Origin of the sequence: Enterococcus sp. DIV2419, from assembly GCF_051711865.1 — a bacterium.
Classification (GTDB): domain Bacteria; phylum Bacillota; class Bacilli; order Lactobacillales; family Enterococcaceae; genus Enterococcus; species Enterococcus faecalis.
Genome location: NZ_JBIONS010000001.1, coordinates 227,501 through 241,332 on the forward strand (window position 1 = coordinate 227,501; position 13,832 = coordinate 241,332).

Below are 13,832 nucleotides of genomic sequence, written 5' to 3' on the forward strand. Positions count from 1 at the left end.
TCCGCTTAGCCAATTCATTACGCCGGGGTGGCGGAACTGGCAGACGCACAGGACTTAAAATCCTGCGGTGAGTGATCACCGTACCGGTTCGATTCCGGTCCTCGGCATTGTTTTATATTTAGCACCCATAGCTCAACTGGATAGAGTGTTTGACTACGAATCAAAAGGTTAGGGGTTCGACTCCCTTTGGGTGCATAGTTGAGTGATTGACTAAGTTTTAAAAAGGTGCACGTGAGTTTCTTTTTAATTCGATAGTCTTTTTTTATTACTTTAACTTCATAGCCCGGGAAGTAGCTCAGCTTGGTAGAGCACTTGGTTTGGGACCAAGGGGTCGCAGGTTCGAATCCTGTCTTCCCGATTGTGAAAAACAGTACTGATCATCAGTACTGTTTTTTTGTTTTGTTTAAAATTTAAGTATCGAAGTAGGTGTATTTTTTTGTGATGTGTAATTCTTATCGAAATTGCGACTAAAAATACAGGAATAAAGGACATTGAGAATATATTCGATGGCTAGTTGAGAGGAAAAGGTTGAGACTTTGAAATCTGCATGTTCAACGTTAGGAATGGGCAAAATCACTGTGGCGTATTTAGCTAATTGGCTGTTCAAGTCTGAAGTAATGGCAATAATCGGGGTGCCTCCTTCTGCAAAAATCCGTGCTTCATTTACGATTTCTGCAGTGTTACCACTGTAAGAGACGAGGATGGCTACGTCATTTTTGGTGGCATTGATGGCTAAATAAAATTGTTCAGCTTGATAAGGGATTAAATGGATAAATAGCTGAATGCGTAATAACTTTGTTTGAAAATCTGTTAAGCGAATGTAGGAGTTACTGACACCCACTGCTAAAATATTTTCAGCGGTTAAAAGTAAATCAATGCTTTTATTTAACATGGCCTCGGTTAATAACTGTTGAGTGGATTGAACGGTTTCAGTCGTTAACTGCGCAATTTTCTTGGCAATTAGTAAATCAGAATCTTGCGCTAAAAAAGGCATATTCGCATCAACATTCCGGATTGCTTGGTAGTGAATTTCTAAGTCGCGGGACAAGCGGATTTTAAATTCTTTGAAACCGCTAGTCTCTGTTTTTTTACACAAACGAACAATCGTAGAGGTTGAAGAGTTGGTGGCTTCTGCTAGTTCATAAATCGACATATGCAGGACTCGTTCAGTATGAGATAAAATAAAATCAATAATTAGCCCTTCGTTATATGTATAGCGTTCTTTTTGTTCTAAACATTCGATTAGATTCAATGGGTTCACCTCTCTGTGGTACTTTGTTTCGCTTTCAGTATACCTTAAGCGTATGAATTATGAAACATAGTTACAGAATCAGTTAGTCATATTTACATCAGAAAGCGATTTCTTTATGATGAGGATATCACAAAGGATTAAGGAGAGAAGTGAAATGGATAAGTTAACAAACTGGGTGGAGCAAGCCGTAGTGCCTAAAGTTTCAAGGATTACAAGTTTACGTTATTTTCAAGCCTTAAGAAATGGTTTTTTTGCAATTATGCCGTTAACAATTATTGGGTCGATTTTTATGTTGATTACAGATTTTCCAGTAGCAGGGTATGGCGATTTTATGGCTGGAATTTTCGGTGCAGATTGGGCGGATATGATTTCACCAGCTTATCGAGCAACTTTCAACATGATGGGAATTATTTTTGCTGGGACGATGTCCTATAAATTGGCGGAAAGTTACGAAATGGATCGTTTAACTTCATTAATTTTAGGCATTGTTGCTTACGTAGTCGTTTTACCGAAAACGGTGACCACTGAATCAGGCGAAGTTGTGACGAAAGTTTTATCGTTTGATTGGTTAGGAACGCAAGGGGTGATTACGGCCATTATTATGTCAATTCTTTCGGTTGAATTGACTCGTTTCTGTATTAAGAAAAAATTAGTCATCAAAATGCCTGAAAGCGTGCCTTCTATGGTGAGCCAAGCTTTTAGTGCATTGATTCCTGGGATTTTTGTGGTAGCGGTGGCTTTATTGATTAATGGGATTGGGCTTTCGTTTGCGGATTCCTTCCCGCAATTAATTTATGCGGTGATTCAAGCGCCACTGCAAGGTTTAATCGGAACCCCTTTTGCAATTATTATTGTGGCTGGCTTAAATGGACTGTTCTGGTGGTTTGGAATTCATCCAACTGTCATCAATTCCATGCTATATCCTATTTTGTATGCGAATGCAGACAAAAACCAAAGCTTAGCGGAATTAGGACAATTAACTGCTCAAAGTGGCAACTTTGGCACGGTCCAAATGCTCGATCAATTTGCCACAATTGGAGGCGCTGGTTGCACGATTGGCTTGGCTATTGCAATGGCCATCGTCGGACATTCATCTAGAATGAAAGCCATGTCGAAAATTTCGTTTGTTCCAGCATTTTTCAACATTAATGAACCCTTGATTTTTGGACTCCCAGTTATTTTTAACCCTTTATTATTGATTCCGATTGCGGTCGCGCCGATTGTATCGGTCTTGATTGCCTTTCTGTCAATGAAAATTGGGTTCATGCCAATGTTTACAAACATTCAAGCACCATGGGCTACGCCCTTTCTGTTTTCGGGCTTTTTAGTGGGAAAATGGCAAGGTGCAGTGACGCAAGTTTTAGCTGTTGCCGCTAGTGTCGTTATTTATTATCCATTTGTAAAAGCCTTAGATCGACAATATCAAAAAGAAGAAGCCCATGAAGTACCAGAAACATTGTAGAGAAAGAGGAGTGAAGGAAATGCATGTTGAGAATGATGAAAATATTTGCTGTGAAGTGGAAAAAGGAATAGAAAAAATGTATCATCCGATGGTGCCCGAGTTGGTTCAAACCTCTTCCTTTTATTTTCCAACTTACGAAGAATTTATGGCAGCGAGTATGGATGAAAAAAATAATTATGTTTACACACGTGGCACCAACCCCACAACAGAAATTTTAGAGAAAAAAATTGCTCGTTTGGAACGTGGAGAAAAATGTAAAGTTTTTGCCTCAGGAATGGGCGCTATTTCGGCAACGCTGTTTACGTTGCTCCAACAAGGTGATCATGTTTTAATGGTCAATACAATTTATGGAGAATCTGTTTCGTTTGTGCAATATTTAGAGAAATTTGGCGTATCCTTGACCAAAGTAGACGTTGCAGAAACAGAAGAACTTTTTCAATTTGTTCAGGAAAACACCAAAGTCATTTACTTTGAAAGTCCGTCCTCACAAAAGTTTGAACTGCTAGATTTAGAAAAAATAACTGCGTTAGCACAAAAAATTGGCGCATACACTGTCATTGATAACACGTGGGCGTCACCGTTATTTCAGCATCCTTTATGCCATAATGTGGACCTAGTGATTCATTCTTGTTCCAAATATATTGGTGGTCATTCGGATATTGTAGCGGGGGCTGTCATTGGCAAAGCAGCGCTTGTAGATCAAATTTTTGAACATGGTCATCAAGCATTAGGCGCAGTCAATAGTCCCTTCAATTCTTGGTTAGCGTTACGAGGTATTCGTACCATGCCTGTTCGTTTGGCGCATCAGTCTCAAGCCATCCAAACGGTGCTGACGGCTTTGCAAAAGGATTCGCGAATCAGCCGCTTATATCATCCTTTTGTAGGAAATCAACAACAACAAGCGTTAGCAGAAAAATATTTAACAGGTTATGGCTCATTGTTTGCGATTGATTTAAAAGATACCGATTTTGAACGTTTGAAAACATTTGTGAATGCATTGACGCTGGTCACAATTGGGGTCAGTTGGGGTGGCTTTGAAAGTTTGGCTTTGCCTGTATTCAAAGGTAATAACTTGGCGGCTGTTCAGAAAAGAGGCTTGTCGCCAGCGCACATTCGCATGTACGTTGGTTTGGAAGAGCCAACATCTATTATCGAAGATATTCAACAAGCCTTGGATCAAGCCTACGGCGAAGAAACGCTTTTGTGAGACATTAAGATAATCAGCTGAACAAAAGCAACTCCTTCGGAAATAAGCCGAAATTCTCCAAAAATTAAAGAACAATTTTCGGAAATTTCTTCTTATTTCTTGGAGCTAAACACTTTTGTCTCAGCCTCTGTGATTCAATAACATATTTTCAATTTTAGGAGGGGAACTTAAGTCAGTTTGACTGAGGTTGCTCCTCCTGTTTTGCATTTTTTTATTAAAGTCAAAGCGTTCCTCTTTATTTAATAGGCAAAGTTCGATATAATAATGGTCAATATTAGTCAAGAGAGAAGAAGGATGGAAGACTATGAGTAATCAAAATACGTCAGATTTAATCGAGGCTTATTTAAAAAAGATTTTAGAAGAAAGTAATAAAATTGAAATCCGTCGGGCGGAAATGGCTAATTTATTTAATTGCGTTCCTTCACAAATTAACTATGTAATTAATACACGTTTTACCATCCAACGAGGCTACGCAGTTGAAAGTAAACGTGGTGGAGGCGGCTATATTCGCATTGTCAAAGTACAAATTTCAGATAACGATCAATTACTAAAACAAATGGATCAATTGATTGGCGCAACCTTAACAGAAAAAGATGCGCTAACATTTATTCAAACATTGTATGAAGAAGAAGTGATTACGAAAAAGGAAGGCAATTTAATGCTAGCTGCTTTAAGTAAAAGCACATTGAATGGTCTGGGGAATCACGAAGATTTTCTAAGAGCTCAAATAATGCGTTCATTTTTAGAGCGCTTGAGCTATGAGGAGGAATAACTATGGATGAACTATTTACAGAAAGTGCGAAAGCCGTACTGGCGATTGCCCAAGAAGAAGCGAAGTATTTTCGTCATCAATCCGTCGGTTCTGAGCATTTATTATTAGCACTCGTTTTAGAACCAAATGGGATTGCCGGAAAAACATTACGACAATTGAATACTGACACAGAAGACATCCGTGAAGAAATTGAGCATTTAAGTGGCTATGGCACCATGCAAAGTCCAATGGGGAATAACAACTTATACTTACCTTATTCACCAAGAGCCAAACAAATCTTTGCCTATGCGGGAGATGAAGCGAAGCGCTTAGGGGCTCAAAAGATTGGTACCGAGCATTTATTATTAGGCTTGTTAAGAGACGAAGAAATTTTAGCGTCTAGAATTTTAGTGAATTTAGGATTAAGCTTATCCAAAATGCGTCAATTATTATTGAAAAAAATGGGCGTTTCCGAACCCAATAGCGCACAACGTCGTCGGAATGGTCAAAATAAAAATGCGCCACAAGGGACGCCAACATTGGATTCTTTAGCAAGAGATTTAACCAAGTTAGCACGAGAACAAAGCTTGGATCCAGTAGTTGGTCGCGGTACCGAAGTCCGTCGTTTGATTCAAATTTTGAGTCGCCGTACCAAAAACAATCCTGTCCTAGTCGGTGAACCAGGTGTTGGGAAAACAGCGATAGCAGAAGGCTTAGCCCAGAAAATTGTCAACCGGGAAGTCCCTGAAGATATGCAAGGCAAACGTTTAATGATGCTAGACATGGGTGCCTTGGTTGCTGGAACTAAATATCGAGGTGAGTTCGAAGATCGCTTGAAAAAAGTTGTCGATGAAATCTATCAAGATGGACAAGTCATTTTATTTATCGACGAATTGCATACCTTGATCGGTGCTGGCGGTGCAGAAGGGGCGATTGATGCTTCAAATATTTTAAAACCTGCTTTAGCACGTGGTGAGTTGCAAACAATTGGTGCGACAACTCTGGATGAATACCAAAAATATATTGAAAAAGATGCCGCTTTGGAACGTCGTTTTGCCCGTATTCAAGTAGCAGAACCAACGCCAGAAGAAGCAGAAGAAATTCTAAAAGGCTTGCGTTCACGCTATGAAAAACATCATGGCGTAGAAATTACAGATGAAGCTCTACATGCAGCGGTTCAATTATCGATTCGCTATTTAAATGACCGCCAATTACCAGATAAAGCAATTGATTTAATGGACGAATCTGCAGCAAAAGTTCGTTTAGATAAGGCAGATCAACCTTCAGAAATTAATGAATTGCGTACCGAAATTTCTCAATTAATTACGGAAAAAGAAGAGGCCATTCAAAACCAATCATTTGAAAGTGCTGCTCGGATTCGTCAAAAAGAAAAACAAGTGATGGAAAAACTAGAAGAATTGATTGCAGTGAAAGAAAAAAGTCTGTCTGGTTACAGTACGCAAGTAACAGAAGAAGATGTGGCTGGAGTCGTTTCACAATGGACAGGCGTTCCTTTGCAGCAGCTAGAGAAGAAAGAAAGCGAACGATTGATGGAATTAGAAACCATTTTACATCAACGGGTCGTTGGCCAAAATGAAGCAGTTGAAGCTGTTTCACGCGCTATCCGTCGTGCGCGTAGTGGCTTGAAAGACCCAGCAAGACCGATTGGTTCCTTCATGTTCTTAGGACCAACAGGGGTTGGGAAAACGGAACTTGCCAAAGCCTTAGCCGAAGCGATGTTTGGCAGCGAAGAAGCTTTGATTCGCGTGGACATGTCTGAGTTTATGGAAAAATACAGCACTAGCCGTTTAATCGGTTCTCCTCCAGGTTATGTCGGCTACGAAGAAGGCGGCCAACTAACTGAAAAAATTCGTCAACGTCCTTATTCCGTTATTTTGCTAGATGAAGTAGAAAAAGCCCATCCAGATGTCTTTAATATTTTATTACAAGTCTTAGATGATGGCCATTTAACGGATGCCAAAGGACGAAAAGTCGATTTCCGTAACACGATTTTAATCATGACCTCCAATTTAGGGGCAACAGCGATTCGTGAAGAAAAACATGTCGGCTTCAATGTGAAAGACATTTCTAAAAATCATGAATTAATGCAAAAACGAATCATGGAAGAATTGAAAAAAGCCTTCCGTCCAGAATTCTTAAACCGAATTGATGAAACGGTTGTATTCCATTCCTTGAAACAAGAGGAAATTCATGAAATCGTGAAAATTATGAGTCAATCTGTCGTGAAACGGATGGCCGAACAAGAGGTTAAAGTGAAAATCACACCAGCTGCAATTGAAGTTATTGGTAAAGTCGGGTTTGATCCAGAATATGGCGCACGTCCAATTCGTCGGGCCTTGCAAAAAGAAGTGGAAGATCGTTTAAGTGAAGCCCTTCTTTCTGGTCAAATTCAGTTAGGGGATAAAGTAACTTTAGGCGCTAGCAAAGGCAAAATTACGTTAAATGTGCGGGCACCAAAAGCACCAAAAACAGAAGCGAAAGAATTACAAACTGTATAGATGAGATGCAAAGGAGGTCGGGACAGAAGTGTTTAACTCCGAGAAATAAGCCGAAGGGGTTGCTTCTGTTCTCGCCGTGTATCAGTTTTTGAGCGTGGAGCAAAAATCCAAAGTGATTTTTGTCCCACGCTCCTTTTTCTATTTTCCAGTGGCGATTTCTTTTTGAGAATTGCCAGATTGATTTTTCTGTGCTACGTTAATAAGGAGGGGTGATGGAATGGAACAATCTTTTTTTCGAGAATTACTACATTATCAACGTCCAAAGGATAATCCTTTTCGACTAGTGTTTGCTGGCTTGGTTATGTTCAGCATTCTTTTTTTGGGCTATATCAATCATCAATTATTGATTTCAAGCTTTGGCTCGTTAGGTATTTTTACTTTTTTATATTATCAGCCGCTACCATTAAAACAGTTAATGACTCGTTTATCTGTGGTCGGTAGTTACCTTTTTTTAGGAAATTTGTTAGGCATGTTATCGACCCATATTGCATGGCTCATTCCCATTGTTGTTGCCCTGGTCGGTTTTGGTGGCCGCTTTTTCTTTGAAGTCTACGATATTTCAAAACCAGGGGCCTTCTTTGGTGTGATGGTGACAGCGATGGGTGCCAGTACGAGCATTCCGTTAGCAAAAATTCCGTTCATGAGTGGCTGTATGTTATTAGGCATTGGCTTTTCCATTTTGTTTGCACTAGTGTTGCATTTTACAGAGAAGGAAATCAGTGCCCCGCTAGCTAAGCGATCATTACGGGAACGAATTTATCGGCATCCAGAAGCGCCATTAGATAGCATATATTATAGCTTTGTCTTATTTTTTGCTGTATATATCAGCGAAAGTTTACATTTACAGAATCCATATTGGCTAGTCGTTTCCTGTGCATCCATTTTACAAGGAGACAATTTACGTGCGATTAAGCAGCGAAATATTCAGCGAATTTTTGGCACAACGATTGGATTGGTTATTTCCGCTTTTCTGCTTAATTTAGCTTTGACAACTTTTGAATCGATTGTCGTGATTACAATCTTATTTGTGACCGTTGAGTATTTTATTCGTCGTAATTATGGATTGGCGCAATTTTTCACAACGCCTATGGCTCTGATGCTTTCATTGCTCGTTCGTCAGCAGTACGTGATAACGTTGATTCAATTCCGCTTTTTAGGGATTGTTTTAGGCAGCTTGTTAGGCTTAGCAGCAGCGTGGCTATTCACCGTTGTAGTAACGTTTTATGAACGAAAATATCACTTGAACGAGTGACCAAAGAACAGATGACCAGTAATTAAAAAAAAGAGCATTTGGTAGGTAAGCGGATGGCGCTTCTCTACCAAAATTTTTTCGGAAACATTGTGAAAAATGTACGTTTAATACAGATAGGCTCTTTTAAAGTTTGTGAACGTATGATACTATTAAACGGTCATAAAGAAGGAGGCTATATTTATGATTGAACTGATTGCAACTGCAGAATCTGTTGAGCAGGCTGTAGAATTACTCGCAACAGGTGTGGATACATTATATATTGGAGAAGAAACATTCGGGTTGCGTTTGCCCGTATCTTTTACACGAGATGAACAACGCGAGATTGTGAAACGTGCACATGAAATGGGCAAACAAGTGCTAGTTGCAGTAAATGGCATTATGCACCCTGAAAAAATGAAATTAGTCCCAGAGTATCTGACATTTTTAAAAGAAATCAACGTCGATAAAATTACTTTGGGTGATCCGGGTATTGTGTTTATTATGCAACGAGATGGATTAGAAATTCCTTACGTTTATGATGGCGAAACCTTAGTAACGAGCTCACGTCAAATCAATTTTTGGAGTAAACGAGGAGCCATCGGAGCTGTTCTAGCTCGGGAAGTACCTTTTGAAGAAATGGTCGCAATGGAAGAAAACTTAGCAGTTCCAGCTGAAATTCTTGTCTATGGGGCGACGTGTATTCATCAATCGAAACGCCCATTAATTCAAAATTACTACAATTACACAAAGAACGACAAAGGGGTTACGAAAGACGAAGGGCTGTTTATTTCTGAACCCAAAAAACCAGAAACCCACTATTCCATTTATGAAGATAGTCATGGTACGCATATTTTTGCCAATAACGATGTGAACTTGATGAATGAGTTAACAAACTTGTATGACCATCACTATCGCACATGGAAGCTCGATGGCCTTTACACGCCAGGTGAAAATTTTGTCGCGATTGCTCGCTTATTTGCTGAAGCGAAAGCAGCACTTGAAGCGGGAACTTGGTCAGAAGATCAAGCAGCTCATGCAACAGCTGAAATTGAAAAATTACATCCAACAGGTCGTGGCTTAGACAATGGTTTCTTTGATTTAAGTGCCGATGCAATAAAATAAATTGATTCATTTAAGGGGAAGAAGAACATGAAAGTAATGACAGAACGAACATTGAAGCGTCCCGAGGTGTTGGCTCCAGCCGGGACGCTAGAAAAACTAAAAGTCGCAATTCGTTACGGTGCCGATGCCGTTTATATCGGAGGGAATGCCTACGGTCTGCGTAGCCGCGCAGGAAATTTCACGCCAGAAGAAATGGCGGAAGGCGTAGCCTTTGCCCGCGAACATAATGCGAAAGTTTATGTCGCTGCCAATATGGTCACTCATGAAGGAAACCAGGAAGGGGCAGGAGCGTTTTTCAGAGAATTGCGAGACATCGGAATTTCAGCTGTGATTGTTTCCGATCCAGCTTTAATCGAAATTTGTGCGACAGAAGCACCAGGTTTACCTATCCATTTATCGACACAAGCTTCAGCAACCAACTATGAAACATTAGAATTTTGGAAAAATGAAGGCTTAGAACGTGTGGTTTTAGCGCGCGAAGTTTCAATGGAGGAAGTTGCAGCGATTCGTGAAAATACGGACATTGAGATTGAAGCCTTTATTCATGGAGCAATGTGTATTTCATATTCAGGACGTTGTACTTTGTCCAATCATATGTCGATGCGGGATGCCAATCGTGGCGGTTGTTCTCAATCTTGTCGCTGGAAATATGAGTTATTTGATATGCCTTTTGGGACAGAACGTCGGAGCAAAACCAGTGAAGGGGAAGTTGAAGAAGAGTTTTCAATGAGTGCCGTAGATATGTCTATGATTGAACATATTCCAGAATTAATTGAAAATGGTGTCGATAGTTTTAAAATTGAAGGCCGCATGAAATCCATTCACTATGTTTCGACAGTCGCTAATGTGTATAAAAAAGCCGTCGATTCTTACATGGAAGATCCTGAAAACTATGTCTGCCAACAAGAGTGGATTGATGAATTATGGAAAGTAGCACAACGTGAATTAGCAACTGGATTTTATTACAATACACCAAGTGAAAATGAACAATTATTCGGCGAACGTCGTAAAATTCCACAATATAAATTTGTTGGCGAAGTGATTGCGTACAACGAAAAGACGCAAGTCGCGACAATTCGTCAACGGAACCTTTTCAGTGTCGGCGATGAAATTGAATTTTATGGTCCCGGGTTTACCCATTTCCACCAAACCGTTAAAGAGATGTATAATGAAGACGGTGAAGCGATCGATCGGGCACCTAATCCCATGATGTTATTAACAATGGAAGTGACGCAACCTGTTGCAGTCGGCGATATGATTCGTAAGAAAAAATAAACCAGCCAAAAGGAGGAGTAAATATGAGTGTCCGCGTGAATGATTTATTAAAATTACCGTCTTTGCGAGAAGCAACGGTACTTTCTGGTAAAAACCAATTGGACACATCTGTTGCTTCTCTTTCTTTTTTAGAAGTCTCTGATATGTCTTTGTTTTCGGAAAAACTTCACAAAACAAATGAATACCATGCTGGCGAAATTTTGATTGGTTCATTTTGTGCCATTCGTCATGATGTGGTGAAGCAATGTGAAACGATTCGGCATCTCCATGAATTAGGCGAAGTAGGCCTAATCTTGTACTACGTCGGGATTATCGTACCGAAAGTTGCAGAGGAAGTGATTCAATTAGCGGATTCTTTAGGTTTTATTTTAATCCAAATGCCTAAAAACGATCCCACATTACGCTATAACGAAGTCATCTATGAAGTCATGAAATTGTTAGTCAATAAAAATAAAATGACTTCTTTTGCAACGGACCTCTTGGAAAAAGTTTCCCTTTTGCCTGAACAAAACCGCAGTGTGGAAATGACCTTGAAAATCCTATCCGATTTTTTAAAAGTCAATATTGCGTTAACCACCTATACCAATGAAATCATCAGCACCATCAATTGGCCGCGAAGCACGAAATTGCCCTTAACCAAGTTACTTTATCAATCACAAGAGAAAGTAGCGCTGGGAGAAACGACCTACTTCATTACCTCGCAAAAACTTCCTCAGAAAGATGGACAAACATTGAAGCTTTACTTCATTCGAGAAGAAGAGCAGTTAACCTCTTTTGAGATGAATCAAGCGGTGGAAGTCGTTCAGATGGCTCTGAATTTATGGGGGAAAAACTATGACGAAGTCAGTGAGTATGCCTTAGTCCAAGCAATCATTAACGATGAAAGTGATAAGATGTACCAATTAGCCAAAAAATTAATGATTAATATTTCTTCTGTCGAAACGATGTGGCTTTTGCCCATTTGGCAACAAGGACAAGAAATCCACGCTATTCAGCAAGATTTGAAAGATTTCCTACGTTACTATTACCAAACAACGATTGTCCAGCAAACAGAAAATTACCTGATTGTTCTCTTAGGTAATTATTTACACAAACAGCCTGAAGCCACGATTAGTAAAGAATACTTGCAAGCCACAGACTATCAGGACTATTTAGGTGAAATCATCCTTTGTCCGAAAGTTCGTAACACGACTGAAGTGCGTGTCAGCTACCAAACCGCTAATCAAGTCGCGCCGTTTTTAAAGCGCGTCTATCCACAAAGAAAAGTGTTATCAATCGCGGAAATTCGTACAGTTCAACAAATGATGACGTGTCTCCAAGCAGGAGAAGAAGCAATCCAACAACGCTTAGCAGTTATCCAACCTCTCTTAAAAGAATCAGAGCAGTTAATGACATTAGGGACGTTTTTACTAGATGCAAGTAGTGATTTTAAAGAATGCGGCGAACGCCTATTTGTTCATAAAAATACGGTCAAATATCGTATCAGTAAAATTAATGAAGCGCTCGGCTATGATATGACTAACGCCGCCGAAGCCTATGAAGTCTATTTGGCGATGATCTTATATCGCTTGGTCACGAATGAATGAAAAAAGCAGACAATCGGCAGTAGCCGATTTGTCTGCTTTTTTATTTTAAGCCAAAACTTCCTCGATATTTTTTTCAATTTGAAAAAGACCTATGACTGATTTTTCGTTATAATTGAAAAAATAATTAAGGAGGAATGAGAATGAAATTAAAAAACGAGCAACAACAATCGTGGCTTAGCTTAGCATTTGTTTGGGCGGGCGCAATGATTAGCGTGCCAGGATTAATTATTGGAGGAACGTTAGTTGCAGGCATGCCTTTATGGGAAGCTTTGTTAACAGGATTTATTGGTTACGGTATTATTGTTATTTTAATGATTTTACAAGGAATTCAAAGTTCCGACTTACAAGAACCTTCTGTCAAAGTCGCTTCTCAAGTGTTTGGCATTCAAGGTTCGCAAAAGATTATTTCCATTATTCTAGCGATTGCTTGCTTAGGTTGGTTTGGTTTGCAAGCCAATGTCAGCGGCGGCGCCTTCACGAACTTTTTAAAAATTTACGGCATTGATTTACCTGTGTCGCTTTCTTCCTTAATCTGGGGAATTATCATGCTTATTTCGGCTCTTTATGGCATAAAAATATTGAAAATTCTGAATTATTTTGCGGTTCCTGTGTTAGTTCTGGTTTGTCTTTATGGCTTGGTGGCTTCGTTAAGAAACAACGGTTGGGAAGCTGTTAGTCAATATACACCTCAAACAGCAGGAAGCTTTATGTCAGGTCTTTCAATGACTGTCGGTTCTTTTGCATTAGGCGCAGTAATTGCTGGAGATTACTCTCAATATGTTTCTTCTCGTAAAGATGTGGTTAAAGCGGCCACCTTAGGGATTTTACCGACAGGCTTGTTGATGATTGGCGTTGGTGCGGTCTTGACCATTGCTTCGAACACCGCAGATATCACGGAAGTTTTTATGAATCTCGGTTTTCCATTTTTAGGAATTATTGCGCTAATTTTAGCAACTTGGACCACGAATGCCGTGAATGCTTTTTCTGGCGGACTGGCCTTGATTAATGTCTTTGATATTCCAAAAGAAAAAGAAAAAGTCGCTGTCGGTGCGGCCGGCGCCATTGGAACCTTATTAGCAGTCGTGGGGATTTTAAATTACTTTACGCCGATTATGTCTGTCCTTTCTGCGATGGTTCCACCAGTGGCTGGTGTAATGATTGCTGCCTATTGGTTGATTAACAAAGGTGATCGAACCAAATGGCAGCCAACGCCTGGCGTGAATAAATTAGGTGTTTTTTCATGGCTAATTGGTGCTGCAGTGGGGGGCATTCCGGTGATTATGAGTTTCTTTCCCAATGCCCCTCAATTGCCTAACCAACCGCTAATTGGCATTGTTTTATCGTTTGTTATTTATTATTTCGGTGCAAAACGTCAACAGACGAACACCGAATCATTAGAAATGGAATGAAGAAGAGGAGTGTCGGAG

General features: G+C 39.9%; 10 protein-coding genes and 4 tRNA genes (1 of these 14 cut by a window edge). 13 read left to right on the forward strand and 1 reads right to left on the reverse strand.

Annotation, left to right across the window (positions count from 1 at the left end; translation table 11 throughout):
* From IGI97_RS01100 to IGI97_RS01115, 4 genes are all read left to right on the forward strand, one after another.
* Positions 1–6 (forward strand) — tRNA-Gly (locus tag IGI97_RS01100); it begins 66 nt to the left of the window's first position.
* Between the two features lie 15 nt (positions 7–21).
* Positions 22–107: transfer RNA gene (locus tag IGI97_RS01105), tRNA-Leu, on the forward strand.
* A gap of 14 nt (positions 108–121) precedes the next feature.
* Positions 122–195: transfer RNA gene (locus IGI97_RS01110), tRNA-Arg, on the forward strand.
* An 89-nt stretch (positions 196–284) separates the two neighbouring features.
* A tRNA-Pro gene (locus IGI97_RS01115) sits at positions 285–358 on the forward strand.
* A gap of 45 nt (positions 359–403) precedes the next feature.
* Here the strand turns inward: IGI97_RS01115 and IGI97_RS01120 are convergent.
* A complete protein-coding gene (locus IGI97_RS01120) occupies positions 404–1,261 on the reverse strand; it encodes a MurR/RpiR family transcriptional regulator (RefSeq protein ID WP_002354705.1) in 858 nt (285 codons plus the stop codon).
* Positions 1,262–1,406: 145 nt separating this feature from the next.
* On the opposite strand from IGI97_RS01120, the gene IGI97_RS01125 reads away from it, so the two are divergent.
* The 9 genes from IGI97_RS01125 (at position 1,407) to IGI97_RS01165 (ending at position 13,814) form a co-directional block, all read left to right on the forward strand.
* Entirely contained in the window at positions 1,407–2,714 is a 1,308-nt protein-coding gene (locus tag IGI97_RS01125) for a PTS sugar transporter subunit IIC (protein ID WP_010710020.1), read from the forward strand.
* The gene (locus IGI97_RS01130) at positions 2,692–3,921 is read left to right on the forward strand and encodes an aminotransferase class I/II-fold pyridoxal phosphate-dependent enzyme (RefSeq protein ID WP_438737814.1); all 1,230 of its coding nucleotides are present in this window, start codon (positions 2,692–2,694) and stop codon (positions 3,919–3,921) included. The genes IGI97_RS01125 and IGI97_RS01130 overlap by 23 nt, the downstream gene beginning before the upstream one ends.
* Before the next feature lie 304 nt (positions 3,922–4,225).
* Complete coding sequence (locus IGI97_RS01135) at positions 4,226–4,693, forward strand: CtsR family transcriptional regulator (protein ID WP_002354715.1); 468 nt, start codon at positions 4,226–4,228, stop codon at positions 4,691–4,693.
* A 2-nt stretch (positions 4,694–4,695) separates the two neighbouring features.
* Positions 4,696–7,191 carry an ATP-dependent Clp protease ATP-binding subunit gene (locus tag IGI97_RS01140; protein ID WP_010821975.1) on the forward strand — a complete coding sequence of 832 codons (2,496 nt, stop codon included), beginning with the start codon at positions 4,696–4,698 and terminating at the stop codon, positions 7,189–7,191.
* Between the two features lie 217 nt (positions 7,192–7,408).
* Positions 7,409–8,443, forward strand: a complete 1,035-nt coding sequence (locus tag IGI97_RS01145) for an FUSC family protein (RefSeq protein ID WP_002354721.1) — start codon at positions 7,409–7,411, stop codon at positions 8,441–8,443.
* A gap of 180 nt (positions 8,444–8,623) precedes the next feature.
* Entirely contained in the window at positions 8,624–9,544 is a 921-nt protein-coding gene (locus IGI97_RS01150; RefSeq protein ID WP_002354722.1) for a peptidase U32 family protein, read from the forward strand.
* 27 nt (positions 9,545–9,571) lie between these two features.
* A complete protein-coding gene (locus tag IGI97_RS01155) occupies positions 9,572–10,819 on the forward strand; it encodes a peptidase U32 family protein (RefSeq protein ID WP_002368523.1) in 1,248 nt (415 codons plus the stop codon).
* 23 nt (positions 10,820–10,842) lie between these two features.
* On the forward strand, positions 10,843–12,405 hold the full coding sequence (locus IGI97_RS01160) for a PucR family transcriptional regulator (protein WP_126254840.1): 1,563 nt from the start codon (positions 10,843–10,845) through the stop codon (positions 12,403–12,405).
* 134 nt (positions 12,406–12,539) lie between these two features.
* Complete coding sequence (locus IGI97_RS01165; protein WP_289865711.1) at positions 12,540–13,814, forward strand: cytosine permease; 1,275 nt, start codon at positions 12,540–12,542, stop codon at positions 13,812–13,814.
* Positions 13,815–13,832 lie beyond the last annotated feature (18 nt).

Bases quoted from the DNA above. Each gene is read 5' to 3' on its own strand.
- IGI97_RS01155 (WP_002368523.1), top strand. From the start codon at position 9,572: ATGAAAGTAATGACAGAACGAACATTGAAGCGTCCCGAGGTGTTGGCT.
- IGI97_RS01145 (WP_002354721.1), top strand. From the start codon at position 7,409: ATGGAACAATCTTTTTTTCGAGAATTACTACATTATCAACGTCCAAAG.
- IGI97_RS01135 (WP_002354715.1), top strand. From the start codon at position 4,226: ATGAGTAATCAAAATACGTCAGATTTAATCGAGGCTTATTTAAAAAAG.
- IGI97_RS01160 (WP_126254840.1), top strand. From the start codon at position 10,843: ATGAGTGTCCGCGTGAATGATTTATTAAAATTACCGTCTTTGCGAGAA.
- IGI97_RS01150 (WP_002354722.1), top strand. From the start codon at position 8,624: ATGATTGAACTGATTGCAACTGCAGAATCTGTTGAGCAGGCTGTAGAA.
- IGI97_RS01130 (WP_438737814.1), top strand. From the start codon at position 2,692: ATGAAGTACCAGAAACATTGTAGAGAAAGAGGAGTGAAGGAAATGCAT.
- IGI97_RS01165 (WP_289865711.1), top strand. From the start codon at position 12,540: ATGAGAATGAAATTAAAAAACGAGCAACAACAATCGTGGCTTAGCTTA.
- IGI97_RS01125 (WP_010710020.1), top strand. From the start codon at position 1,407: ATGGATAAGTTAACAAACTGGGTGGAGCAAGCCGTAGTGCCTAAAGTT.
- IGI97_RS01140 (WP_010821975.1), top strand. From the start codon at position 4,696: ATGGATGAACTATTTACAGAAAGTGCGAAAGCCGTACTGGCGATTGCC.